A 23,876-nucleotide genomic window follows, 5' to 3' on the forward strand; every position below is an offset into this window, starting at 1 on the left:
TTTATAAGACCTCCATTTTCATAGTAGTTGATACTGCCTGTAATTTGCGTAAGGCTTTGCCAGATAGTAAGGTATCGATTGCTAATTTGACACCCTGCTGAACTGTTGACACTTTGTTAGCGGCAAATAGGGCTAATCCGGCATTAAATGCTACCGTATCAAAGTAAGCATCTCGATGGCCTTGTAAAATACGAATTAATATGGCAGCATTCTGTTTTGGCGTACCGCCAGTGACAGCTTCTATTGGTTGACTTGCGAGTCCAACATCTTGTGCAGTAATAGTAAATGGTATAAGTTCTTGGCCATCCATTAATACACAGTGATTAACACCTGCAAGTGATGCTTCATCCATTCCTTGTTCTCCAGAGACAACAACTGCCCGTTTACGGCCGATTTTTTGCATGACTGTGGCATAGTCCATTAAAAATTCTGGGCGATTAATACCTGTTAGCTGATAAGCTAAGTCAATGGGATTCGCTAATGGTCCAACTAAATTGAAAATTGTCGGTTTTGCTATCTTCGCTCTGATTTTGCCAATTCTTTTTAATTTAGGGTGAATTGTAGGTGCAAATATAAAGGCGATATTATCTTTTTTCAGTGAATCACTTAATTCTTCAACGCTTTGAGTAGACATAATTCCTAACTCCTCTAGAATATCGGTACTACCAGATGAACTCGAAACTTTACGATTGCCATGTTTTGCAACCTTTAATCCAGCAGCGGCCAATACAAAGGCTGAAGCAGTACTAATATTAAAACTCTTTAATCCATCTCCACCTGTCCCACAATTATCGATATAATCTACCTCTTCTAAATGAGGTATTTTATTAGCATAACTTTTCATGACTGCTACCAATGCAGCAATTTCATGTGCAGTTTCACCTTTTGCGGCTAAAGCAAGTAATAGCTTCTCAATTACTTCTTCCGGTGTCTCTTCATTAAATAACAGTTGCGCTAACTGTGTCATTTCCTCATATGTTAAATGCTGTTGATGGTGTAATTTATCGTATATTTTTTGCATGCTCAACTCTCCTCATCTCATCTCTCATGTACTTTTAAAATAAAAAAGTCCCCATGAAGGAAAAAACCTTCATGAGGACGATACTATTCGCGGTGCCACCTCAAGTTAAAGAATAAATCTATTCTTTATCTCAACATCCTATAACGTGGATTAAACGTCATTCACTACTACTAATTTCATGAATGCTCTCATAAGTCCATTCGTATGCAAGCTAGATCAGTTTCCACCAACCACTGATTCTCTTATACTAGCTCCACTATACTACTACTCTTACTCTACAATTTCTCAGCTCTGCTATTTTTAATGAGACTGACACTGCTATCAATGTCTTCTGCTCAAATGTTCTAAAAGTATTGTGTTCATATTATTCTTTTTTATATAAGCTGTCAAGGGCTTGATATCATCAAGACATCTTCTAAGCAAATTTCTGCATTCATACCAATTGCATTAAATTGTCTTATTAACTGGGTTTTTGTAATCTGTCCATGTTCATCCATATAATGTGCTGGATAAAGACTCGATTTAAAAATAGGATTGCCCTTAATCATCCAAGTAGCTCTCTGCTGTTCTAAAGCTGCTGTGGAGCGGGTGAATTGATGCTGTGTGCCACAGCAATTACAAATCTCATCGGAACCACGCATGGAATAGTCATATGGCCTACGTGTTAATCCTTTGTATCCACAAACCGGACATCTAAACTTTTTCATGTGCTCACCTCTTCTATAGATTGCTAATTCTTATTTAATGTAATAGAAATACATCTTTATTGCAAATGGATAAGGTCATTTCGTCATTATCCTGATTCCTCAGCTGAAGCTAAAGGCTTATTTTTGAAAATGTTAAACTTTAATATATTGATTATAATGCTTATAATTAAGCCTTTATACCCTATTTGTTTTTTAATAAATAACAATATGACAACTTTATTACAAGTGGTAAAAAAAGGGCATTACTTTCTAATCATTTTTACAATTCGTCAGAGAAATGAGAAAAAACGGGTAATTTGCACGTTGGTTTTTCTTGTATAACTAGTTAAATAGTACAAAATAAACGCTGTTCACCCTTACAACTTTTGACTATATACAATTGATTTCACAAACAAATAAGTTATCTAAATCCCGAATCATTATTCTTTAGGACATGAAAAATAAGGACAAAGATAGAAAAAAACAGTATATTCAACGATATAAGATCGTGAACATACTGCCCAAATGACATGTATTATGAGTTGATTTGCATATGGTGTGAAAGAAAGCGAATGATCTCTGTTTGCACAGCTTGTGTAACGCCATGACCATCATCAAATTCCATATAATTTACTAATGCTTTTTGATGCTTGAAGAAATCACGTGAATTTTCACCCCATTGGAGTGGTAAAACATAATCCATCTTGCCATGTGTGATTAGCATCGGTAAACCAGCTACGCTTTCTTTACCATACTCATCTTTAACATGTTGGGGCAAATAACCACTTAAAACAACTGCTCCCGCAAGTTTATCAGAACCTAGTATAAGGGATAATGTTTGCGTTAAAATAGCACCTTGGCTAAACCCTAAAAGGAAGATTTTTGTCGAATCAATGGCATATTCTTCGATTGCTTCTTCAATAAAAGCTTTAATATGAAGGACAATTTTATCAAAAACAAGACGATCTGGTTTACCAAATTCTTCAATTGTGAAAAATGCATAACCAGGAGCTTGTATGATGGGGCCTTGCAAACTAAAAATATGACATGGTTCGTGTAAGTTATTTAATAGTCCCGGTAAGTCTTTTTCATTACTACCCATACCATGTAGTAAAAAGACTGCTGGATACTGTGTATTTTCTTGTGCATTTTGTGGTGCGGTATAATCAAAAATAAATGGAGAATTCATAAAATAATACTTCCTTTCAAACTGAATTATACTAATAATAGCATAAGAACAGGCTTTCCGTAAATTCCAAGTGCCTAGATCTACTTTCAGTAGAACAAACTTTTTTCCTGTTTTTATTTTTGTGTACTAAAAGTGAAACTTTTTGTGTATTTTCAACCTCTAATAAGTAGAGGAGGTTATCTATATGAACGAAATTAAACTAATTCGTAGCGCCATTCGAGGGAATAAAATAAGTTTACATACTTTGCTTCTTTTACATCGGAGTCAACTCTATAAAATTATTCACACCTATACGAATGATGAAAAAATAGCGATAGACACTTTATGTGAAGCTACTGAGGACTGTATACGCACCATTCATCAATTAAAAAGAGAAGAGTTATTCTATACTTGGATGCTCCGTAAACATATTTCACGGGCGGTTGAACGCTATGATTATAAGCGACACTTGTTAAGTAATTTATCAACAACCTATCGCACAGTGGCCATTCTCCTTTTTGGTGCACAATTACAGACCAATATGGTCGCTACCATCCTCCATACAAACCAACAAGCAATCATTGATATGGCGACTCAAATTGATATTGATCTTCAGGGCAAGGCTACAATAATTACAGAGCAATTTATCAGGATTCCAGTACCTTTACAAGCCATAGAATATGCACTACAGCCACCAAAAACGAAACGTTTATTTAGGTCCTATTTAATGTTATAACACTTGAAGCGACTCACTATTTTTGGCGATTCTAGGAGAATTTTAATATAAAAAAAACGCTAGTGAATTGTCGCACGCATCTTCGTAAGACACAGACTATTTCTTCACTAGCATTCATTGTTTTGTTAATCTACTCAGATTGTTTATTATAGAAGACTATTAAATCATTTATTTTACTATGTTCTGATAGGAGCATTTGATAGCCCTGCCATTTGACTAACTGATGCTCATTCATTATATAATCAGTTAAATTATTTGAAGGCATTTTTTTCTTCATGTTTAAAATTTCTACGGCATAAATTTCTTTATGATCAGAAAAATAGTGAATCGTATAGTTAGGTTTTTTATCAAAATATTGGCGATCATTGCGTTCAAATTTTTCGATATGAACCAATGGTGTTTCTATAATAAATGGTTTTGCCTCTTTACCTGTAAGTTTTAAAACATCACCATTATGCACAATTTCCACTTTGTTAATAGATGGTGCTTTTTCAATAATAGTATGGATAGCTTTTTGTTGCTTGTCATTATTTTCGTATGTCGACATGGCTGAAATAGCGATCACGATTAATATTGCTCCTACTATTGTCCATCTTTTTTTCATATAATCTACTCCTAATCATGTGGTTAATGCTACTGTATAGTATTGTACCATATGAATTTAGCTCTGTTTAATATTGTTATAAACTTTTTTTGGTTTTATATATAGACTAGAGAGGTTTATTGTTTTTCTCTTTTTATAAATAGTGCACTTATAAAACCAACTACCGCTACTGCTGTAATGAAGTAAAAGGCATATTTTGTACCCGCTGCTAAAATCTCCTGTGCAACAGCTGATGGATTGTCTATCATGAAGTATTTTTGCCCTTGAATCATTAAGGTAATTGCAATTGCTGTACCCGCTGCTCCAGCAATTTGTTGTAATGTATTCATAACAGCTGCCCCATCGGTATACATCGTACGTGGCAGTTGATTTAGTCCGTTTGTTTGCGCTGGCATGATAATCATAGATACACCAGCAAAATAAAACATATTTGCAATAATAATTTTCCAAATTGCTACATCAGCTGACAAGGTTGTCACAAACAATAAACTACCAATTACGATAAGAATAAACCCTGCTGGTACTAATTTTTTGGCGCCAATTTTATCAAAAGCACGCCCAATAACAGGCGATAATATTGCATTTAAAGCACTACCTGGTAATAAAATTAATCCTGCAATTGCTGCACTATAAAATAGCGCACCTTTTAAATATAACGGCAATAATATTGCATTTGCTAGTATAAGTACCATCCCTAAAAATAACTGTGCTGTCCCTAATGAGAACATAGAAAATTTAAAGACACGTAAATTAATCATTGGTGTTTTTAAGTTCAATTGAAGTACTATAAATGATATTAAACTAATGATTCCAATCAAAAGGGGTATCAGTACCTGTGGTGAATTCAATGATTTTTCTGCAATCGTACTCAAGCTATAAATTAATCCACCAAAACCAATAGTAGATAACAAAATTGAAATAACACTAATTTTTGGTTTTGTAATGGTTGATACATTATCAATTTGGCGCGTACCAAATACTAATAACACACTGTAAAATACTAAGCTCAACCAGAAAATATATGTCCAATCTAATAGATCGACAATTAAGCCAGCAATCGTTGGTCCGATTGCTGGTGCAGTCGTAATTACTAGGCCCATTAACCCCATTACCATGCCACGTTTTTGAATAGGAAAAATAACTAATATCACATTCATCATTAGTGGTAATAAAATACCTGTCCCTAATGCTTGGATAATTCGTGCTGTTATTAACAGACTAAATGATGGCGCTAATGCACCTAGAATCGTTCCAATAATTGATAAAACTAATGCGACAACCACTAATTGTTTTGTCGTATACCATTTAATAATAAGGGAAGATACAGGTACTAATATACCTAGAGTCAATAAATACCCTGTTGTTAACCATTGCGCCTGTGCTTCATTGATAGAGAAATCTACCATTATATTTGTTAATGCCATATTTAATGCGGTTTCACTAAAAAGCCCTATAAAAGCACCTAACATTAGCACAAATGCCATTTTTTTCGCACTGCGTACTTCGATTACTTGATTATTATTTGTCAAAATGAATTGCTCCTCTTAATAAATTAGACCGGTCTATATAATATTAACCAAAAAATCACCTTTATTATTTGGTTAATAATAAAGGAAGTAATTCAATTATATCACGTAATGGTTTGCTTGATTTCTTTGTTAAACAGAGTGTGATACCACCCTCTATAAAGCAATTTATAACACTGCTAATATAGGTTGCCTTTGCTTCATCATACCCATAGGCAATTAACTTATCTTTATATATGCTTTCCCACAATAAATATGTATGCTCACATTTAATGCGCAAATTTTCGTTTACCAGTGCCGTTTCCAACGCTAATAACCCAATTGGAATCGATATTGCATTTTCTGGGATTTTATCAATATCATCAAATGTTTCGGCAATCGTTCGGAGATGTTGTTGAAATGCGATAATGGGATCCAGAGATAAGTCGATATTCGTGTAAATATTCGTTGCAATAATATCTTTGAAAACATCAATTGCTTCTGAAGCTAATTGTTCTTTGCCATGGGGGAAATGATAGTATAAGGAGCCTTTAGGGGCACCGCTTTCCTTCAAAATTTGACTTAAACCAGTAGCATGATAACCATTCAGATGAAATAATCGACTAGCTGTATGCAATATTTTATCCCGCGAACTTATCTTCTCTGTCACAAGTAAACACCTCGAATTATAGTAATCGGTCTATTTATTATAATAGTATTTTTATTTTAGTAAGTCAATCATTCTGTCAGTGAAACAAGTGCTTGCTCAACTAGTAGTGATCTGTTAGAGAGAAGTTTAAATGTCATTCGACTACAAGTTTGAGTTTTTGAGCATGTTATTGCCCTACAACTTCCAGCTATTTCACCTGTTTGCATATCATTTCTTACTGTTACCATTTTGCTAAGTTGTGCCAACATCATTTACCTTTTCAGTGGCATAGGACAGCTAATAGGATCACGCGCTACACGTATATCTTGATTAGCGGTGAGATACCCTATACTAGCCATTCCAAAAAGCATAGTTCCAAATTCTTGAGCGAACTTGGAAGGAGTGTGCTACTCGTTAATAATTATTTCTAGAGAAGTTTCATAGCCTATACTCTTTTTGCAATAAACTTTCTCTTTGATTTATCTAAGTGGTGAGAAGGAATTTTAGCAAGCTTTACTTTACTTTATTTAGCCATATGAATAGCTATTTTTTGTATAAACTTGTTTTTGTTCCTCAATATAGACTAGAGAGGATTACTTTATTCGATATATTCATTAGATACTAAATTTTGTTGTAGTATCTTTGTCGGAATTGGAAATTTAACATTGCCCATAAAACGTGGTGCCACAACGTTTTCGTCAAAAACGATGACGAGTTGTTTCTGGCCGTTTATATAAAATTGCTGATTAGGCTTAATTTTTTTAAAATTTTCAGCATCGTGTTCACCATATTGCGATGCTGCCGCTATATAATAAGTCTTTTCATTAGTTGCTTGTTTCATGTCATTGATCATTTGTTTTTTTATATGATTGGAAATAATATCAATATAGTGATCATCTCTAAATAATATGGGTAATGTAAGCATTATTTTTGCTTTTGGATCTACGACATCATAGGTCAATTGAGGTGATACCGTTGCTGACGTAGCTGCTGTATAATGCTGTAAAACATATAGATTCTGCGTATTCTGCAACACCTTATAATGGGAGGTAAGCGCTAAATCTCCGGATTTTTTTAAGGTCATTAAATGCGTTTCAAAATGTGTGTATTGACGCCGTGCTTCCTGAATATATTTATTGTTTAATTCATTTTCAGTCGTATTTTTTTCCATTACTTTTACTTTTAATGTATTTTTTTGTACACTTTCATCATCACGATTTGTTGATAGTACCTCTAGTACTTGGCCGACTAGCGGTATTTTACCTACTGTATTTGCGAAAGTTGTACTGATGTTCATCGTCATAATTAAAGTGACTATTGTAATACTAATGAAACCACTCATCCAGATCATTCGATTCGTATAAAGTGATTTTTTATACGTTTTTTCAGGATTTCTTTTCTTTATTTTAGACATTTCTTTATTTACTGGTGGCTCGTTACCCAACTGTCACATCTCCTACTTGAATAGTACGCTGCGTCATCATTGCAGTCCTGCCCTACTTCTTATTATTTATTCATTAAAAAAACCGTCGATTAAATGAGTTCGACGGTTTAACTTAATTAAGTTTACTGGAACATACTATTTTTTCAAGACCCAAATATCTACCAGTAAATACAAGGCTTGTATTTACGCAATGAAATGGTGTAGTCATTCCATTCATTGGGCCGTATAATCGACTATTTTATTTTATTTGGAGCTGGATAATCAAAGCCTTTTGTATCTACTTTTACCGATACCATCACTTGATCTTCATTTGGTTTATCTGCACTATTTTTTGGTGACTTGGCAATTTTATCGACTGTAGTCATACCGCTAGTAACTTTACCGAAAGCAGCATATTCATTATTTAAATTTTCACTGTCCGCCTGCATGATAAAGAACTGTGACCCTGCTGAATCCTTATCTTGTGAGCGAGCCATCGAGATTACACCTCGCTCATGTGCAAGTTTATTATCAAAATCATTATTCGTGAACTCACCTTTAATAGTGTAATCCGGTCCACCTGAGCCATTTCCTTGTGGATCCCCACCTTGAATCATGAAACCATCAATAATACGATGGAATAACAGGCCATCATAGAACCCGCTATTTGCGAGGGCAATAAAATTCGCAACAGTGTTTGGTGCTACTTTAGGTTCTAGTTCAATGATGATTTTTTTATTGTTTGCCATTGTAATTGTAGCAATTGGATTTTCTTTTACTTTTTTCTCATATTGATCATTTGCTGGTGTTTTTTGCTTGTCAGTAGCTTGGTCATCTTTACCACATGCTGCTACAATAAATAAGATTGCCATGATCGGCAGTATTAGTTTAAACCACTTTGACGTCATCTGTCATTAATCCCCTTTACCTACTATAATAGTGACTTACCATTGTCCTCATGATAAACAATTACTAATGGCACGATAATTTTAATCGTAAAGCCTTTTGTCGATTCAAACTGTACTTGACCGTTGACGAATTGAATACGCTCCATTATCCCTTTTATACCATTACCATAATGCTTATCATTCACATTATAACCAATACCATCATCTGCGATTGTCATACGAATTTCTTTTGCTGTTTGCTCTATACGAATATAACACTTCGTTGCTTTACTATGACGAACAATATTATTAACCGCTTCCTTCAAACACATACTTAATGTATTTTCTAAAATTAATGGTACAGAATCAAGCTTAATCTTGCCTTTTAATTTCAAATCAATATTGGCTACTTCCAGTATTTCTTGTACATGGAGCAATTCATCTTCAATTTTAATTTTTTTCATGTCTGATACCATTTCACGTACTTCTTTTAATGCCATACTTGATACTTTACGAATATCGCCTAACTCCAGCTTTGCTTGTTCCTTGTCTTTATCGACCAGTCGGATGGCTAAATCAAGCTTTAAACCAATCATCGATAGTTTTTGACCTAATGTATCGTGAAGATCTCGAGCTATACGCTGTCTTTCTTCCACAATGCTCAGTTCATGTATACGACTCTCAGCAGATTTTAACTTAAGCTCTAACTGATCACTTTGCGTGCGGCTAAATAAGTAGAAAGGTGCTAATATTACGCCAAAAACGACGACAACCATGAAGGGAATTTGCTGTATATACAGTTCTGTTTCAATGAAGAAACCTGATAAAATAGAACCCACTGTAATGGCAATATGAAAACCATACATAATAAAGAAACCTACTTTATTGCGAATACGTCCAATCAAAAACGCTGTAAATAGCGCAAAATAAAAATAACCGAATAAAATAGCCATAACGGCATTAATAATCATTTCAAAAGAAAGCCACATATAACTTAAACGACCTGGTTGTGAAAAATCCATATATACACAGATTAAATACGTAATCAATACCGCAGCTGCTATACTTTGTACGGTAAAGCTTTGATTTTTAAAGATAATATAATATGGGATAAAACAAATGAAAATCCAACCTAAGATACTATAGATAGGATGCTTCGGTATAATAGCATACCAATTTGACAAAACTGTTCAGCTCCTCTTTCTAGTAAGTATAGCGAAAAAACAGCACGAAACCTAGTGAAAACTTTTACTCTGACAGGCGTTATACAGCATTCTATTCCACTTATCCACTTAACTATTCTTTTTAAGTCCGCCTTTCAACAAACAAGACCTTATCTAGCGAACAAGACGCTCACCCTATCTTTTAAACAGTATGTAAAATAGTGGAAAACCATAGAGAAAACAAAAATTATCATGTACTATACAAGGAGGACAGTTTTTTTATTTGGAGGTAGTTTTAATGTTTGTTAAGTTATTTATATTAGGTATTTTATCAAAGAAAAATTTTCACCCGTATATGATTTTGAAAATCTTTGAACGGGTAGTGGAAATTGATCCCAGTTTTAAAATAAGCGATGGTAAACTATACTACCATTTTGATTCATTATTGAAAAAAAATTATATTACAGCTGTAGAAACAGTAGCACTTGAAAATCGGCCAGATAAAACTGTCTACACGATTACAGAAAGTGGTCAACAATATTTACGTGACTTAATCTATCAATCATTTGATAATATATTATTGACGAACGTACAATCTTTGTACATACCTATTTTATTTTTAGATTATGTCAAACTTGATCAAGTCGTTATTATTCTTGATGAGGTCATCGTTCGTGAATCACAACGTATTGGCACGATTGAACGCGTCGCTGAACATCCTGAATTAACAAATATTGCACATTTACAACTTATTTTTTCACATGCTTCAAAATCGTATGATGATAATCTTACATGGCTGGCCCAATTACGGGATTCATTAAAAAAACATCTTCAGTCAACAACTGAAAGAAAAAAAGAGCCTGGGACAGAACAAAAATAGTATGTCTCCCATACGAATAATCAAATCAATTGAACGCGCTGAAAACCCCATAGGAACGCAGTGACGAGGCGTTTGAAGCCATGTCCGCGGAAAGTGTTTTTCGAAGCGGAAATGACTTGAATTGAAATGAATAATCCCGTATGATTTCGAAAAATCATACGGGATTATCTCTATTGAAAATACGTTTATCTCAGGCTCTTTTTTTATTCTTTTTCAGGCGTTTCAACTACTGTCTTTTTAAAAATACCTAGTAAAAATGCAATTGTATGAATGATTAGAAATACCGATTCATTTAAATACCAACCATTTGTATAGCTGTTAAACGGAGTCATATTGTATATCAGTGACCCCGGATCTGCCCAAGTACCATTAAATTCTTCAATTTGAGATTGAATATATTGATATTCTGTACCACCTGCCAAAATAAAGATTAGGATGGCAAGAAAAAAAGCAATCATAATTTTTGATTTAGATGCATGTGTAAAATATTCGCTACCTACTGCAAAAGTAATGAATAAACTTACTGCAACAAATGGTACTAAAATCACTAAAGGTATAAAAGCAGGATTTATATTGCCTAATGGTTCATCACTCTGCAATGTAAAATAATGATTGATAACTAAAAAACCGATAAAGGTGATACCTAAAGATATGTACCATGATAATTTTTTCAACGAAACCCCTCCATTAAATAGTATAACGAATTTCAGTAATTTAAAAAACCACAAACTATCATTTTATTGAAAATAGGTAGCCTTTTTGGTATGGTTATAGGTGACAAATGTTTTGCGGGGGAACTCTAATGAGTTGAGAAGGTTAAACCTGACCCTTTGAACCTGTCAGTTAATACTGACGAAGGGAGCATGAAGACTCCTTTTTGCATTGGAGTCTTTTTTTCATTGTCATTCTAAATTAAAGGAGGTCATTGCTATGACTTGGGATACCATTCGCGCAAAAAAACCAATTGTGCACTGCATAACAAATTACGTTGTTGCAAACTTTACTGCAAACGCTTTACTTGCATTACATGCATCGCCTATTATGGCCGATGAACTATTGGAAGTTGAAGATGTTACAACACTTTCAGATGGTTTGCTACTTAATATCGGTACTTTAAACGAACGGACTGTCAAATCTATGCTTGTTGCGGGGAAAAAAGCGAATGACTTACATAAATTTGTCGTTCTTGATCCAGTTGGTTGTGGTGCTTCTGCCTATCGAAAATTGGTGACGCAACAATTAGTACAAGAAATTCAGTTTTCGATGATTCGCTGTAATGCAGGTGAACTAGCTGCTTTAAGTAATATTGACAACATGTCACGTGGCGTTGATGCTGGTGACGTGAATTATAATATTACAGCAGCGGCCGAAGCCCTAGCCATACAATATCAGTGCATCGTCGCAGTGAGTGGCGAGGTAGATATTATTACCGATGGGCTGGCGACAAGTCAAGTAACAGGGGGACATCGTTGGATGGAGCAAGTGACGGGGGCAGGTTGTCTACTTTCGGCTCTTTGTGTAGCAGTGTTAGCCTCTTCACCTGCCAACCCATTACAAGCTATTGTAGCACTGCATAAAGACTATAAAAAAATGGCTGAGCAAGCTGCTTTAACATCACCTGCCTTAGGTGACTTCCACTATTCCCTACTCAATCAATTACACCTAGGAGTGAATTAAATGATTCCAGTTACTTTGACCATTGCCGGCTCTGATTGTGGTGGCGGTGCAGGTATTCAAGCTGATTTAAAAACATTTCAAGAATTACAAACTTTTGGTACTTCAGTCATTACAGCATTAACTGCTCAAAATACACTTGGTGTACATGATGTACAGGCTGTACCAAGCGACTTTGTTATCGCTCAATTAAATGCTATTTTAGATGATTTTGATGTCTCTGCTATTAAAACCGGCATGTTATTCTCTTCAGACATCATTCGCGCAGTATCCGAACGTCTACAGCAAGAAAAAATCCCACTCATTATCGATCCTGTCATGATTGCTAAGGGAGGGGCTACACTTTTGAAAACGGAAGCCATGGATGCCATGATCACTCATTTACTACCACTTGCAACCATTTTAACGCCGAATATTCCAGAAGCTGAGCAGTTGACGAATACAAAAATCACTACCATTGATGATGTTCATCAAGCAGCTGCTCTCCTCTTACAAATGGGGCCAGAAATGATTATCATGAAGGGCGGGCATATCGCTGAAGATCATGCAGCCACTGATCGCCTCTACTTCAAAGATGGTCGCGTATTGACTTATTCCTCGCAACGCATCGCAACAAAGGATACACATGGCACGGGATGTACATTCTCTGCTGCTATAACAGCTGGCATTGCATATGGTTTAAACGTAGATGAAGCCATTAAACAAGCAAAAGACTTTATTTTCCACGCGATTAGCGATGGCTTGGGTATCGGTCATGGACATGGACCAACCAATCACTTTGCTTTCAATAACGCATTAAGAAAAACAGGTGATCCGGATGCGCACTGATTATTTAAAGCTCTATTTTATCATGGGTAGCCAAAATTTCCCTGCTGGTGAAACACAGGCCCTTCAAGTTTTAGAACAAGCCTTACAAGGTGGCATTACCTGTTTTCAATTACGAGAGAAAGGTGACACGGCATTGACAGGTGCTGCCTCTATCCGATTTGCACAAAAATGCCAAGTTTTATGTCATCGCTATCAGGTACCCTTTATCGTAAATGATAATATCGAACTTGCTTTACAATTAGATGCAGATGGCATTCATGTTGGACAAGATGATGCTGCTGTATCAAGCTTTAAAAATAAATTTCCCAATAAAATAATTGGCCTTTCTGTTCATACTTTATCAGAACTCGAATTAGCTGTTCAACAAGATGTGAACTATGTCGGGATTGGTCCTATATTCGCGACAGCTTCAAAGAATGATGCAAAAAAACCTTGTGGTGTTGACTTTATTACTGAGGCCAAACGCCATTGTCCTACAATGCCCATTGTTGCAATTGGGGGTATTACACTTGATAATGCCGCTTCAGTATTAGCTCATGGTGCAGATGGTTTATCAGTTATTTCAGCCATTTCAGCTGCCAATGACCCACAAGCTGCAACAAGACAATTTCATCATTTGTAAAAAATGAGCCTGAGACAGAACAAAAATAGTATGTCTCCCATACGAATAATCAAATCAATTAAACGCGTAGAAAATGACTCCTACGGGAATAGCATAAGCTGAAAATCCCACAGAAATGCAGTGACGAGGATTTTGAAGCCATGTCCGCGGAAAGCGTTTTTTGAAGCGAAAATTGATTGAAATGAATAATCCCATATGATTTCGAAAAATCATATGGGATTTTCTCTGTTGAAAATACGTTTGTCTCAGGCTCATTTTCTTTTCATCAATCAAATGATACACTTAATTGCAAATTAGGTAGTCAATTAATCGGAGGTCTTACAAGATGGACGTCAAACAGTTAATCTATTTTACGGAAGTAGCAAAACAGCAAAGTTTTACAAAAGCTGCCACAATTTTGCACGTCACACAACCAACATTAAGTAAAGTTGTGAAACAACTGGAAAATGAGTTAAAAACAATTTTAATCGATCGCTCCCAACGCATTAGTGTTTTAACTGATGCGGGTGAGGTCGTATATGAACATGCATTAAAAATCATTCAAATGGTTGATGAAGTTCATCTCGTTTTAGACGACTTAGAAAATCTCAAAAAAGGTCAAATAAAAATCGGCATGCCCCCGCTAATTGGTATTTTATTTTTCCCTGAAATTATGCTTGCTTTCCAAAAAAAATATCCAGATATCACGATTACTTTAGATGAAATTGGCGCAAACATTGTAAAAGAACGTGTGTTTAATGGACAATTAGATGGTGGTTTTGTCATGTTACCAGCGCATGAAGAAGATTTTGATTTATTACCATTCACTACGGAAACAGTACAATTAATCGTTCATAAAGAACATCCATTAGCACAGCGAAAATCTGTTACTATGCATGACTTAAAAGAAGAAAAAATGCTACTATTTAGCGATGATTTCACATTACATGATCGCATACTTGCCGAGTGTCAACACGCTGGTTTCGAAGCGAATATAGCCTTTATTAGCTCGCAATGGGATTTCATCAGTCAGATGGTAGAGCACAATTTAGGTATTGCCTTATTTCCACAGTCCATTGCCAAAAAAGCCAATACTCAGCTCATCAATATTATTGACGTCACACCGGTTATACCATGGGAAATTTCTTTCATTACGAAAAAAGGGCGTTATAAATCACATGCGATGTTGAAATTTTTACAGTTTATTTCCAATCATTATTCCACTACGGCATCTACTCTATAAAAAATATGAATTTTACGAATAACCTATAGAGGTGTACAGTAAGAATAATAAAATTATTAAGTAAGAAGGTATTCACTTGAATGTTTTAAAGATAATCGTACAAATTATTATTATTTATAGTTTTTTATTGATTGGTCAATGGCTTGCTACAAGTAGTGGTCTTCCAATACCCGGCAGTATTATTGGATTACTCTTATTACTACTGTGCTTAACACTGCATATTGTGCCGTTACAATGGGTTGATTTAGGCGCACGATTTTTAACGGGTGAATTACTATTATTTTTCATACCAGCTGCTGTTGGCATTATAAATTACGATAACATAATCGGTATAATTGGTATTAAACTCATCGCTGTAATTTTCTTGAGTACGATTATTGTGATGACCGTTACGGCTCTTATTGCTGATCGACTCACTACGGAAAAGAGGTCCATCAGCCATGCTTCTACTAAAAATTAGTGTCGGATTTATAGGAACCATCCTTATTTTCGTTGGTTGTAAAAAACTCTACGAAAAATATACGAAGTTATGGTTATCTCCCCTTTTAACATGCCCAGCCATTATTATTTCTTTTTTAGTTGTATGTCAGATTGATTATGCAGACTATAATCAAGGAGCTCAATGGCTTACAAAGCTACTAGGTCCTGCTACAGTAGCCTTTGCCATTCCCATTTATAAAAATTTTGTACTCATTAAAAAAAATGCCTCTACAATTATTTTAAGCCTAGTAACGGGTTGCATTGTGGCTTTAGCTTCCTCCTATCTCATCGCGTTGCTATTTGGCATAAATAATAGCATGATTAAAAGTCTTGTACCACGCTCCATTACAACCCCAATTGCGATGGATATTTCCACCTTCATTGGTGGTGAAGCAAATATGACTGCCGTTTTCGTCATTGTTACAGGATTAGCTGGTAGTGTCATCGGCCCACTTATTATTCGTTTTTTGGCGATTAAAAGTGCGGCAGCAAAAGGTTTAATGCTTGGTATGGGCGCACATGGTTGCGGTACATCCAAAGCCTTTGAATTTGGTGAAAAAGAAGGTATGTTTTCTTCCGTAGCTATGATTCTTGCTGCATTATTAAGTATCGTGATTACGGAAATTCTTCTGCCACTATTCGCTTAATTATATCTCAAAAAAAACATCTTTTAATGAATAGGTGGTTAACTACCTATTCATTAAAGATGTTTTTTACGTATGTTAGAACATTGGATTATTTTTTATTTTTTCTTTGGCGATCTGCAAAGGTTTTTTGTTTTGAGGCATTATTATTTTCTTCTGCTAATCGCTTATTATTCACTTCATAATATAATGACGATAAAACAATTAATAAAATAGCACCAATGATAATAAATTGTAGCCACAAAGAAATATTATAATCTCTTACATAAAGAACTGCTGCAATAATAAAGAAAAAATAAGCAATAATTTTTGATTTGATACCAAATTTAAACTGTAACAACATAAAAAGCAAAAATAGTGCAAGTGCAACTATTTTAATCGTTTGATCCATCACAAGAAGCCTCCCCTATACTGCCTCTATCTTATCACGAATCCCTACGCTTCGTTATTTATTTTGTAATTCAACAATTAATTTCTTCGTATCATCATTCAATAAATAAATGGAAGTTGTATTTTGCAGGGCATATAGAGCATCTAATTTTTGTGGATAACGATTGATTGTCTCCCCCGCTTCAATACGTTCGGCATATTCTTGCACTAATTGTTCAATTTCCCAAGCAATTTCAGAGGCATTGGCTATATACATTTCCAGGCGTGTTTTGTATGCATTGGGCACAAACACAGCCAATTTTGATTTATCTTCATATATTTTATTTAGGCTGCAATCTAAATAATTCATACGATTATCAAGTAAATCGTATGTTAAAAGTGCCTTTTCAACTTGCATATATTCCATCTTATACATTTGCTGTATATTATTTTGTAATAGAGGTTTTAAGTCATTATAATATTTAGACATTTCAGCTAATTCATGTGTATCATTTTCTAAATTATCATACGCCGTTCTAAAGGCTTTTACAATCTCATCATCAGATTTACCCATTTTCTTTTCAAAACGAAGTAACTTACGAACATGCGCTGCACTTACTACATTTATAATTGTTGCGGGTAATGCACTGTATATGTTCTTAGCACTTAAAATATCTTCATCGGTTGAAAAAGCATTTAGTTTATTGATTGTATCCATTAATAACATTGCTCGGTCACGTTGCTGTTCAATTTGTGCGAATTCTTTATAATCTTTAGCAACTAATAATTTTGCATCTGCTGGTAAGCTACTATAAGCAATGCGCAATTGATCAATACGCTCACTACTATGCGTTTTTTCGGTAAATATAAATTGTAACATGGATTGAACATATGCTACATCCATATCTGGTTTTCCAATAGATGTACTAACCGTTTTTGCAGTCGATAAATGATTTTGCTCTGCTACAGTCATACGTACATAAAAAGTTGCATGTTCATCCATAAATTCCATTAAAGATATCGTTTCTTGTGTGATTGTATTCGTGAATTTTAAAGCACCTTCCGTCATTTTATAGGGCCTATTCGGCAATAAAATAGTATGTTCAAATAATGAATAACTGGCATCACCACTTGTAATATAGCCACCATGTTCTTTATTAATCAAGTTTACCTGTTCACTTGACGGGAGCGTTAGCTCGAAAGTACCTACCCCTTTTCGAACGAAAAATTCAAATTTAATATCCGTATCATAATCGCTTAAATCTAACTTCTTTGTAAGCGCGAACGTTAATTCTAGTTTACGTTCATGATTATACGAAAGCTTCGCATCAATTATTTTAGCAATATTCAATTTATTATAAATTTTATTTTGTTTTTCAACTAATTCTATTGTGGCTGTATTACCTAATTTTTCTGTTGCATCAATCAACGCATCAAAATCATTTTGTAGATCAGTATCTTCATGTTCTTCAATTTTTAAAATGATTTCATTCGCTAAGTCAATCGCTAATCGATTCATATTGCTATTCATTTCCGCTATAGTAGCATGAACCATTTCTATATATTTCAAATGATCTTTTTCCATGTATAAATCATTTTTTATATACTGTGTAAAACTTGGTGATGGTATTGTCGTTTTTTTCGATTGATTAATATTATCCAATAATTGAGGGAACAGCACTAAATTTCTATAGTAATAATTATACATATTTAATCTTTTAGCTCTAGATAAAACAACTACTTCCATATCAATCTTTTCATCGCTTATTTTATTATGGCCACTAATCGTATAATTTCCTGGATTTGTAATTTTAATTAAATCACCTTGAATTGTAACATCAGATGCTTTTTCTTTTGTATACCACTCCAGTTTACATGTTGATTTCTCACTCTTTTGTGGTAGTGAATATATTTCCCCTACACCAACAAATCTATGTAAATTTTTCAATTCATCACATAATAAATAGGGCGGAGGTATTTCCGCACCAAGTTGCTTAACAATTACTTCTGTTTTTACTGGCTCAGTATGTGTACGCTTCATTTACATGTCTCCATTTCTTTTAAACTTATATTAAAAAATAATTATTTGTCTTTTGTATCCACCCTACTCGATTCTTAGGTATTTTGTTCATTATGGCATAATCAGGTTGAAGTGGATTTCTTGTATTCAACAAGACCAAATCTCATTAACTATTCTACTACTGTAGCGACTATTCAATACTTATTATCCACATTGTAAAGAAAAAAAGATATAACCTATTTCTGCTATTTCAGCATGTAAATAGGTTATAATTGCTATTTTTTTGCTAATTTCAATTTTCACATAATTTACTAATTATCAATTATTATTTACAATATTTTGCTATTTCCATTAAATTCTTATTAAATTCTTTTTAGAATAGAAAATTGTTCGTTTTTTCGAACTTTTGTTGTGATAAATAACTAATATCAGTTTTATATTTCGGATTCCCTTTAATTTACTGAATCGTTATATACTATTGCTCTATTCAGTTTCTAACACTACCAAATCTTCTAACTACTTCATCCATACCGACAATCCAACTAATGATAGCGACGACAGCTACAGACTATTATCTTTTGCGCGATCAATTCTTCAACTTCATATGGATTCTTGCCGAGGGCGATGGCATAAATATTATTTTAAAGTTAAAAATTTACCGTACACAGGTGTTACTTGCCGGTTGAGGCGCTTTACTTACCGCTTGAGGCGATTTACTTACCGCTTGGAACGATTTACTTACCGCTTGAGCCGCTTTACTTACCGCTTGAGGCGATTTACTTACCGCTTGGAACGATTTACTTACCGCTTGAGGCGCTTTACTTACCGCTTGGAACGATTTACTTGCCGGTTGGAACGATTTACTTACCGCTTGAGCCGCTTTACTTGCCGCTTGAGCCGCTTTACTTGCCGCTTGAGCCGCTTTACTTACCGCTTGAGCCGCTTTACTTACCGCTTGAGCCGCTTTACTTACCGCTTGAGCCGCTTTACTTGCCGCTTGGTGCCCACACAAAGCTGATTGCGCTCTTGGACGTGATAGGGTTACTGCTGCGGGCAATAAAATGCACATAAAAAACTCGGAATCAATAGCAGATTCCGAGTTTTTTGTTTGAATTCATTTAATAGGTAAAATCAGATGCTTTAAAATTGGCATATACTTCATCTAAAGATTGCTTTAGATGATCTTTCATATTACCATGTTCATCTTTAATAATTTTTTTGAAAATATTGTATTTTTCTAGCTCTACATTTGCAAAGTCACTTTCATTTTCGGCTAAAATATTAATTTTTGCATGTGGGTTATTTTGGCTAATCAGATCAATTAGTTCAATTCCTGACATTTCCGAATTAATGTTTAAGCTAATATAGTAGCATTCAGCTTTATCTTTTTGTAGAAAACGTTCGATGCTTGTGGCTTTTCTCGTTGTTAAATTAAATTCGGCATTAATGCCCTTTTGCTTAGCGTATTTAGAAAGAGTGCTGTGAATTGCCTCTATTAAAGTATAATCCTCTTCGCAAATAACTATTTTCATATAAATTCCTCCAAAAGCAGTGGTTTACTGTTATACACATACCTTATCATAATATTACCAATTTTATCATTACATTATCATTACTTTCAACAATTTTCGACTTCATTCTGCAATACAATTGTAAAGTTAGAACTATAAGATTATGTTTCTGACATATTATGATGATGAAGAATTGCGTAATTGGAAATCTACTTCATATTATTTAGTCTAAATTGCACATCTGCCAATGTTGGCATACCGCCCTGTGCCCCAAATTTTTCTACAGATAAGGATGCTGCTGCATTTGCGAACTGCAAAGCTGCGCCAATTTTATAACCTTCTGCAATACAAAATGCAAATGCACCATTAAACGTATCACCCGCCCCAGTAGTATCAACTACTGTGCTTGGGCAACCTGCGATAAACTGATGTTGTTTGCCATCATAAAAACGGGCGCCTTTGTCACCTAAAGTAACGATTAGTTTATTTGGGTATTGCATTAATGCGCCTTCAAGATCATCACCAAAAAGATCATGACATTCCGATTCATTTGGCGTAAAATAAGTTAATTTATCCATCCATTGATGCTCAAATCGTTCTGAGGGTGCTGGATTTAGCAGTACTGGGATATTTAATTCATGACAAATATTAATTATATATGTCACAGTTTGTTGTGGAATTTCCAATTGTAAAACAACGATTGCGGAATTTTTGATGGCATCCATTGCTTCATCTACTGCTTCAATCGTTACCTCATCATTGGCACCCGCTACTACGATAATGCGATTGTCTCCTTCATACAACAGAATATTAGCAATTCCTGTCGCTTTACATGTTGTTTCTTTGACAAATTTTGTATTTATTTTTTCGTTGTTTAAATTATTGTATAAACTACTGCCAAACTCATCTGCACCTACACGACCGATCATTTGCACCGGGTGGTGTAATCTCGCTGCTGCAACTGCTTGGTTTGCCCCCTTGCCGCCAGGTACTGTTGTAAATTTATTTCCTAATATAGTCTCTCCCTGCTTTGGAAATATTGTTGTTTCTGTTACAATATCCATATTAATGCTACCGATTATTGTGATCATATTAACACCCCTACTTTTATAGTCGTTAGTCATTATACTATATTTCAATAGAAATAAGCGCATTAACACTGAAGTTAGATTTCCATGTAAAAAGGGTATTTATACGATAAGAATGAGGAGGCGTTTGATATGGACTTACCAATTAAACAAGGCTCAGAAACATATGATCATCGCGGTAAAAATGTAGGCATTTATATGTTGCATGATTTAGCAGGCTCGCCCCATAATATTTATGATATTGGCGTAACTTTTGTTGAAGCTGGCTATTCTGTACGGATACCTAGACTTGCAGGACATGGTACTTCACCTATTGATTTACATGATGTCACAATCGATGATATATTGCATGCACTTCGCACAGATTTTAAAGAATACAAAGCAGAAATGGACTACGTTATTTTATTTGGTTTCGCTTTTGGTGGTGGCCTTGCACAACAATTGGCATTTGAATTTGAAGTGGATGGTCTCATACTCGTTAATTCTATTTTCGAAGCACCTGAAAAATTAATCGTTGATGCTTTGGAAGAAGTTGAATTGGAGCATCGTTTCGTTCCTGCTGGAACATTGGATATTAAAAATGATCGTGTAAAACCTGATATTTATACTGAAATTCCTGTTCCCATTATTTTGGAGCTTCCAGAATTCAGTGAACATTTACAAGAGCATGCTGCGGATGTTTTTTGTCCTTTACTTGTCCTACAATCTATTGATGATCATGTTTATTCTCCAAAAAATGCCGACTACATCGTCCATAAATTTAGTTCACGTGAAAAACATTTAATTATGTTACAAGATAGCTTTCATTTTGCAACAGTCGATTATGATCAGGAACGTATAGCTAAGCAATGTATTTTCTTTATTAAAGGGTTGGACCCTCGCCGTGAAGATTAATAACCCGAATCATAGACGATTTTTCCTCTGGTAACAAATAATCTTTGTTTTTAAACAGGTCAAATCTTGTTCTGTAATACGCATCGCTTCTCCGTATTCAGCATTGGTAATTGCTTGAAGTTTATTGCAGATTGCTTGCATATTCTACCTGTATCTCTAAGGAGTCCACTAGAATATAAATCAAAAAACAGCCTGTCAAAATCGCAATGATTTTGACAGGCTGTTTCGTTTATTTATTCTATTTAAAAAGGTCCGTATTTCATTAGTTGAGCAATGACCAAAAAGACGATACTCAATCCAAATAAGAGGAAGAAGAAAGGTAGATACCAACGTACCCACTTGTTCCAAGGAATTCCCGCAACCGCTAGCGCTGCAATTAGCGCGCCATTTGTTGGGAATAGACTTGCTGCGATACCATCACCTAATTGGAATGCCAATACAGCGGTTTGACGTGTAATGCCCACGAGGTCAGCAAGAGGCGCCATAATTGGCATCGTCAATGCAGCTTGGCCACTTTGAGATGGTACAAGGAAGTTAATACCCATTTGTAGAATCATCATGCCAACAGCGGTAAATGTTCCTGGAATATCATTTAGTAAAATAGAAGCATAGTGTAAAATCGTGTCCATCAAACCACCTTCATTGAAGACGACGAGAACAGTTTGTGCCATACCAATTATTAATGCACCACCAATTAATTCACCAGCACCTTTTACGAAGCTATCTGCAATATTATTTGCCGATAGTTTACCAATGATCCCCATAATAATACCGAACATTAGAAACAGACCAGCAATTTCCGTAATATACCAATCATATCTCATAACACCGATGATAAGAAAGACAAAATTCAACATAAACGCTAGCAATACAAGTTTGTGACGCGTTGTCATTTTGACATCTTGATCTTCTTTTGTCGTCGCACTAAAACGATCAAATTTACCGTAAATACCTAGTTCAGGGTTGCGTTTTACTTTCATCGCATGGCGGTAGACATATAATACGGCTGCCCCATAAAAAACGACAAAAATAATTAAACGATAACCAATGCCTGAAAAGGTTTTAAGTTGTGCAATTTGCTGGGCTACACCTGTTGAAAATGGATTTAAGAAACCTGCTGTAAAACCCATTGACGCCCCAACAACAACAATGGCAAAACCAGTCACCGCATCAAAACCTAACGCTATCGTTAAAGGTACGAGCAATGCAACATATACGGCAACTTCATCAGACATCCCCATCGTACCGCCACAAATCCCAAAGAATAACATAAGCGCCGGGATTATTAGTCCATCTTTGTTTTTCATCTTACGTGCAAAAGTTACAACAAATGTATCAAGTGCACCCGTCGCATTAATAATTCCGAAAACACCACCGATAATAAGTACAAAAAAGATAGTACCGGCTCCATTCACCATACCCGTATGAATATATGAGAAGATATCGAGGAAACCAACTGGCGTATTGTCGACAAATTTGAATGAATCTGCAACGAGTACATCACGGCCATCTACGGTTGTCTTATCAAAATGACCAGCAGGTACTATATATGTAAGAATAGTCGAAATAATAATCAGTGCAAAAATCAGGACATAAGCATTTACACCTTGACCTTCTTTTTTTAATTTATTGGAACCTTTTTTATTAAACAATGTGAAGAACTCCTTAATCATAAGCTTGTATACATAAATATATAATGACTTAAATTGAATTTTAATGCAGTCATAATTATACACAGAACACGATTTTTATACAACCATTTTCACAAAGTTCCATTAGTCTGAAAACTCAATAAAAAAGCA

25 protein-coding genes, 1 riboswitch and 1 other annotated feature are annotated in these 23,876 nt (G+C 34.9%); of the genes, 10 read left to right on the forward strand and 15 right to left on the reverse strand.

Annotation, left to right across the window (positions count from 1 at the left end; genetic code table 11):
* Position 1: 1 nt before the first annotated feature.
* The 3 genes from trpD to DEX24_RS05385 form a co-directional block, all read right to left on the reverse strand.
* On the reverse strand, positions 2-1,021 hold the full coding sequence (gene trpD, locus DEX24_RS05375) for an anthranilate phosphoribosyltransferase (RefSeq protein WP_109305384.1): 1,020 nt from the start codon (positions 1,019-1,021) through the stop codon (positions 2-4).
* Between the two features lie 70 nt (positions 1,022-1,091).
* Positions 1,092-1,308: a binding site (T-box leader), on the reverse strand.
* A gap of 99 nt (positions 1,309-1,407) precedes the next feature.
* The gene (locus tag DEX24_RS05380) at positions 1,408-1,728 is read right to left on the reverse strand and encodes a hypothetical protein (RefSeq protein WP_109305385.1); all 321 of its coding nucleotides are present in this window, start codon (positions 1,726-1,728) and stop codon (positions 1,408-1,410) included.
* A 514-nt stretch (positions 1,729-2,242) separates the two neighbouring features.
* Entirely contained in the window at positions 2,243-2,896 is a 654-nt protein-coding gene (locus DEX24_RS05385; protein ID WP_109305386.1) for an alpha/beta hydrolase, read from the reverse strand.
* A 184-nt stretch (positions 2,897-3,080) separates the two neighbouring features.
* On the opposite strand from DEX24_RS05385, the gene DEX24_RS05390 reads away from it, so the two are divergent.
* Positions 3,081-3,611, forward strand: coding sequence for a hypothetical protein (locus DEX24_RS05390; protein WP_109305387.1), 531 nt, complete (start codon positions 3,081-3,083; stop codon positions 3,609-3,611).
* A gap of 130 nt (positions 3,612-3,741) precedes the next feature.
* Here DEX24_RS05390 and DEX24_RS05395 read toward each other — a convergent pair whose 3' ends face one another.
* The 6 genes from DEX24_RS05395 to DEX24_RS05425 all read right to left on the reverse strand — a co-directional run bounded on the left by DEX24_RS05395 (position 3,742) and on the right by DEX24_RS05425 (position 9,863).
* Complete coding sequence (locus tag DEX24_RS05395; protein ID WP_109305388.1) at positions 3,742-4,215, reverse strand: hypothetical protein; 474 nt, start codon at positions 4,213-4,215, stop codon at positions 3,742-3,744.
* A 116-nt stretch (positions 4,216-4,331) separates the two neighbouring features.
* Positions 4,332-5,699 (reverse strand): DHA2 family efflux MFS transporter permease subunit, encoded by a 1,368-nt coding sequence (locus DEX24_RS05400; RefSeq protein ID WP_109305505.1) that lies wholly within the window; start codon positions 5,697-5,699, stop codon positions 4,332-4,334.
* 109 nt (positions 5,700-5,808) lie between these two features.
* Positions 5,809-6,390 carry a TetR/AcrR family transcriptional regulator gene (locus DEX24_RS05405; protein ID WP_109305389.1) on the reverse strand — a complete coding sequence of 194 codons (582 nt, stop codon included), beginning with the start codon at positions 6,388-6,390 and terminating at the stop codon, positions 5,809-5,811.
* A gap of 577 nt (positions 6,391-6,967) precedes the next feature.
* The gene (locus tag DEX24_RS05415) at positions 6,968-7,813 is read right to left on the reverse strand and encodes an RsiV family protein (protein ID WP_109305391.1); all 846 of its coding nucleotides are present in this window, start codon (positions 7,811-7,813) and stop codon (positions 6,968-6,970) included.
* 233 nt (positions 7,814-8,046) lie between these two features.
* Positions 8,047-8,700: a peptidylprolyl isomerase gene (locus tag DEX24_RS05420; protein ID WP_109305392.1), complete on the reverse strand. Its 654-nt coding sequence runs from the start codon at positions 8,698-8,700 to the stop codon at positions 8,047-8,049.
* 23 nt (positions 8,701-8,723) lie between these two features.
* A complete protein-coding gene (locus DEX24_RS05425) occupies positions 8,724-9,863 on the reverse strand; it encodes a sensor histidine kinase (RefSeq protein WP_109305393.1) in 1,140 nt (379 codons plus the stop codon).
* Between the two features lie 277 nt (positions 9,864-10,140).
* Between DEX24_RS05425 and DEX24_RS05430 the strand changes: the two genes are divergently transcribed.
* Positions 10,141-10,722 carry a PadR family transcriptional regulator gene (locus DEX24_RS05430; RefSeq protein WP_109305394.1) on the forward strand — a complete coding sequence of 194 codons (582 nt, stop codon included), beginning with the start codon at positions 10,141-10,143 and terminating at the stop codon, positions 10,720-10,722.
* Between the two features lie 203 nt (positions 10,723-10,925).
* Here DEX24_RS05430 and DEX24_RS05435 read toward each other — a convergent pair whose 3' ends face one another.
* The gene (locus tag DEX24_RS05435) at positions 10,926-11,396 is read right to left on the reverse strand and encodes a hypothetical protein (protein WP_109305395.1); all 471 of its coding nucleotides are present in this window, start codon (positions 11,394-11,396) and stop codon (positions 10,926-10,928) included.
* Between the two features lie 106 nt (positions 11,397-11,502).
* Positions 11,503-11,600, forward strand: a riboswitch (TPP riboswitch).
* A gap of 52 nt (positions 11,601-11,652) precedes the next feature.
* Between DEX24_RS05435 and thiM the strand changes: the two genes are divergently transcribed.
* The 6 genes from thiM to DEX24_RS05465 all read left to right on the forward strand — a co-directional run bounded on the left by thiM (position 11,653) and on the right by DEX24_RS05465 (position 16,195).
* A complete protein-coding gene (gene thiM, locus DEX24_RS05440) occupies positions 11,653-12,399 on the forward strand; it encodes a hydroxyethylthiazole kinase (protein WP_109305396.1) in 747 nt (248 codons plus the stop codon).
* Positions 12,400-12,402: 3 nt separating this feature from the next.
* Positions 12,403-13,224 (forward strand): bifunctional hydroxymethylpyrimidine kinase/phosphomethylpyrimidine kinase, encoded by an 822-nt coding sequence (thiD, locus tag DEX24_RS05445; protein WP_211310118.1) that lies wholly within the window; start codon positions 12,403-12,405, stop codon positions 13,222-13,224.
* The gene (thiE, locus tag DEX24_RS05450; protein WP_109305398.1) at positions 13,214-13,846 is read left to right on the forward strand and encodes a thiamine phosphate synthase; all 633 of its coding nucleotides are present in this window, start codon (positions 13,214-13,216) and stop codon (positions 13,844-13,846) included. The genes thiD and thiE overlap by 11 nt, the downstream gene beginning before the upstream one ends.
* A gap of 325 nt (positions 13,847-14,171) precedes the next feature.
* Entirely contained in the window at positions 14,172-15,068 is an 897-nt protein-coding gene (locus DEX24_RS05455) for a LysR family transcriptional regulator (protein ID WP_109305399.1), read from the forward strand.
* Between the two features lie 76 nt (positions 15,069-15,144).
* The gene (locus tag DEX24_RS05460) at positions 15,145-15,528 is read left to right on the forward strand and encodes a CidA/LrgA family protein (protein ID WP_109305400.1); all 384 of its coding nucleotides are present in this window, start codon (positions 15,145-15,147) and stop codon (positions 15,526-15,528) included.
* Positions 15,509-16,195, forward strand: coding sequence for an LrgB family protein (locus DEX24_RS05465; protein ID WP_109305401.1), 687 nt, complete (start codon positions 15,509-15,511; stop codon positions 16,193-16,195). Before DEX24_RS05460 ends, DEX24_RS05465 begins: the two co-directional genes overlap by 20 nt.
* 88 nt (positions 16,196-16,283) lie before the next feature.
* Here the strand turns inward: DEX24_RS05465 and DEX24_RS05470 are convergent, their stop codons facing one another.
* The gene (locus DEX24_RS05470; RefSeq protein ID WP_109305402.1) at positions 16,284-16,583 is read right to left on the reverse strand and encodes a hypothetical protein; all 300 of its coding nucleotides are present in this window, start codon (positions 16,581-16,583) and stop codon (positions 16,284-16,286) included.
* Between the two features lie 54 nt (positions 16,584-16,637).
* Complete coding sequence (locus DEX24_RS05475; protein ID WP_109305403.1) at positions 16,638-18,602, reverse strand: hypothetical protein; 1,965 nt, start codon at positions 18,600-18,602, stop codon at positions 16,638-16,640.
* Positions 18,603-19,256: 654 nt separating this feature from the next.
* On the opposite strand from DEX24_RS05475, the gene DEX24_RS05480 reads away from it, so the two are divergent.
* Positions 19,257-19,652 (forward strand): hypothetical protein, encoded by a 396-nt coding sequence (locus DEX24_RS05480; protein ID WP_109305404.1) that lies wholly within the window; start codon positions 19,257-19,259, stop codon positions 19,650-19,652.
* A gap of 47 nt (positions 19,653-19,699) precedes the next feature.
* Here DEX24_RS05480 and DEX24_RS05485 read toward each other — a convergent pair whose 3' ends face one another.
* Positions 19,700-20,113, reverse strand: a complete 414-nt coding sequence (locus DEX24_RS05485; protein WP_109305405.1) for a response regulator — start codon at positions 20,111-20,113, stop codon at positions 19,700-19,702.
* A 188-nt stretch (positions 20,114-20,301) separates the two neighbouring features.
* Positions 20,302-21,183, reverse strand: coding sequence for a ribokinase (gene rbsK, locus DEX24_RS05490; protein WP_109305406.1), 882 nt, complete (start codon positions 21,181-21,183; stop codon positions 20,302-20,304).
* 129 nt (positions 21,184-21,312) lie between these two features.
* Here rbsK and DEX24_RS05495 point away from each other — a divergent pair, with 129 nt between their 5' ends.
* A complete protein-coding gene (locus DEX24_RS05495) occupies positions 21,313-22,074 on the forward strand; it encodes an alpha/beta hydrolase (RefSeq protein ID WP_109305407.1) in 762 nt (253 codons plus the stop codon).
* 242 nt (positions 22,075-22,316) lie between these two features.
* On the opposite strand, the gene DEX24_RS05500 is transcribed toward DEX24_RS05495, so the two are convergent.
* Positions 22,317-23,726 (reverse strand): YfcC family protein, encoded by a 1,410-nt coding sequence (locus tag DEX24_RS05500; protein ID WP_246131513.1) that lies wholly within the window; start codon positions 23,724-23,726, stop codon positions 22,317-22,319.
* Positions 23,727-23,876 lie beyond the last annotated feature (150 nt).

The organism is Kurthia sibirica (genome assembly GCF_003143975.1).
GTDB classification, from domain to species: Bacteria; Bacillota; Bacilli; order Bacillales_A; family Planococcaceae; genus Kurthia; species Kurthia sibirica.

Bases quoted from the DNA above. Each gene is read 5' to 3' on its own strand.
- DEX24_RS05380 (WP_109305385.1), bottom strand. From the start codon at position 1,728: ATGAAAAAGTTTAGATGTCCGGTTTGTGGATACAAAGGATTAACACGT.
- DEX24_RS05465 (WP_109305401.1), top strand. From the start codon at position 15,509: ATGCTTCTACTAAAAATTAGTGTCGGATTTATAGGAACCATCCTTATT.
- DEX24_RS05455 (WP_109305399.1), top strand. From the start codon at position 14,172: ATGGACGTCAAACAGTTAATCTATTTTACGGAAGTAGCAAAACAGCAA.
- rbsK (WP_109305406.1), bottom strand. From the start codon at position 21,183: ATGATCACAATAATCGGTAGCATTAATATGGATATTGTAACAGAAACA.
- DEX24_RS05475 (WP_109305403.1), bottom strand. From the start codon at position 18,602: ATGAAGCGTACACATACTGAGCCAGTAAAAACAGAAGTAATTGTTAAG.
- DEX24_RS05495 (WP_109305407.1), top strand. From the start codon at position 21,313: ATGGACTTACCAATTAAACAAGGCTCAGAAACATATGATCATCGCGGT.
- DEX24_RS05430 (WP_109305394.1), top strand. From the start codon at position 10,141: ATGTTTGTTAAGTTATTTATATTAGGTATTTTATCAAAGAAAAATTTT.
- DEX24_RS05395 (WP_109305388.1), bottom strand. From the start codon at position 4,215: ATGAAAAAAAGATGGACAATAGTAGGAGCAATATTAATCGTGATCGCT.
- trpD (WP_109305384.1), bottom strand. From the start codon at position 1,021: ATGCAAAAAATATACGATAAATTACACCATCAACAGCATTTAACATAT.
- DEX24_RS05390 (WP_109305387.1), top strand. From the start codon at position 3,081: ATGAACGAAATTAAACTAATTCGTAGCGCCATTCGAGGGAATAAAATA.
- DEX24_RS05485 (WP_109305405.1), bottom strand. From the start codon at position 20,113: ATGAAAATAGTTATTTGCGAAGAGGATTATACTTTAATAGAGGCAATT.
- DEX24_RS05420 (WP_109305392.1), bottom strand. From the start codon at position 8,700: ATGACGTCAAAGTGGTTTAAACTAATACTGCCGATCATGGCAATCTTA.
- DEX24_RS05400 (WP_109305505.1), bottom strand. From the start codon at position 5,699: ATGGCATTTGTGCTAATGTTAGGTGCTTTTATAGGGCTTTTTAGTGAA.
- DEX24_RS05385 (WP_109305386.1), bottom strand. From the start codon at position 2,896: ATGAATTCTCCATTTATTTTTGATTATACCGCACCACAAAATGCACAA.
- thiE (WP_109305398.1), top strand. From the start codon at position 13,214: ATGCGCACTGATTATTTAAAGCTCTATTTTATCATGGGTAGCCAAAAT.
- DEX24_RS05470 (WP_109305402.1), bottom strand. From the start codon at position 16,583: ATGGATCAAACGATTAAAATAGTTGCACTTGCACTATTTTTGCTTTTT.
- thiM (WP_109305396.1), top strand. From the start codon at position 11,653: ATGACTTGGGATACCATTCGCGCAAAAAAACCAATTGTGCACTGCATA.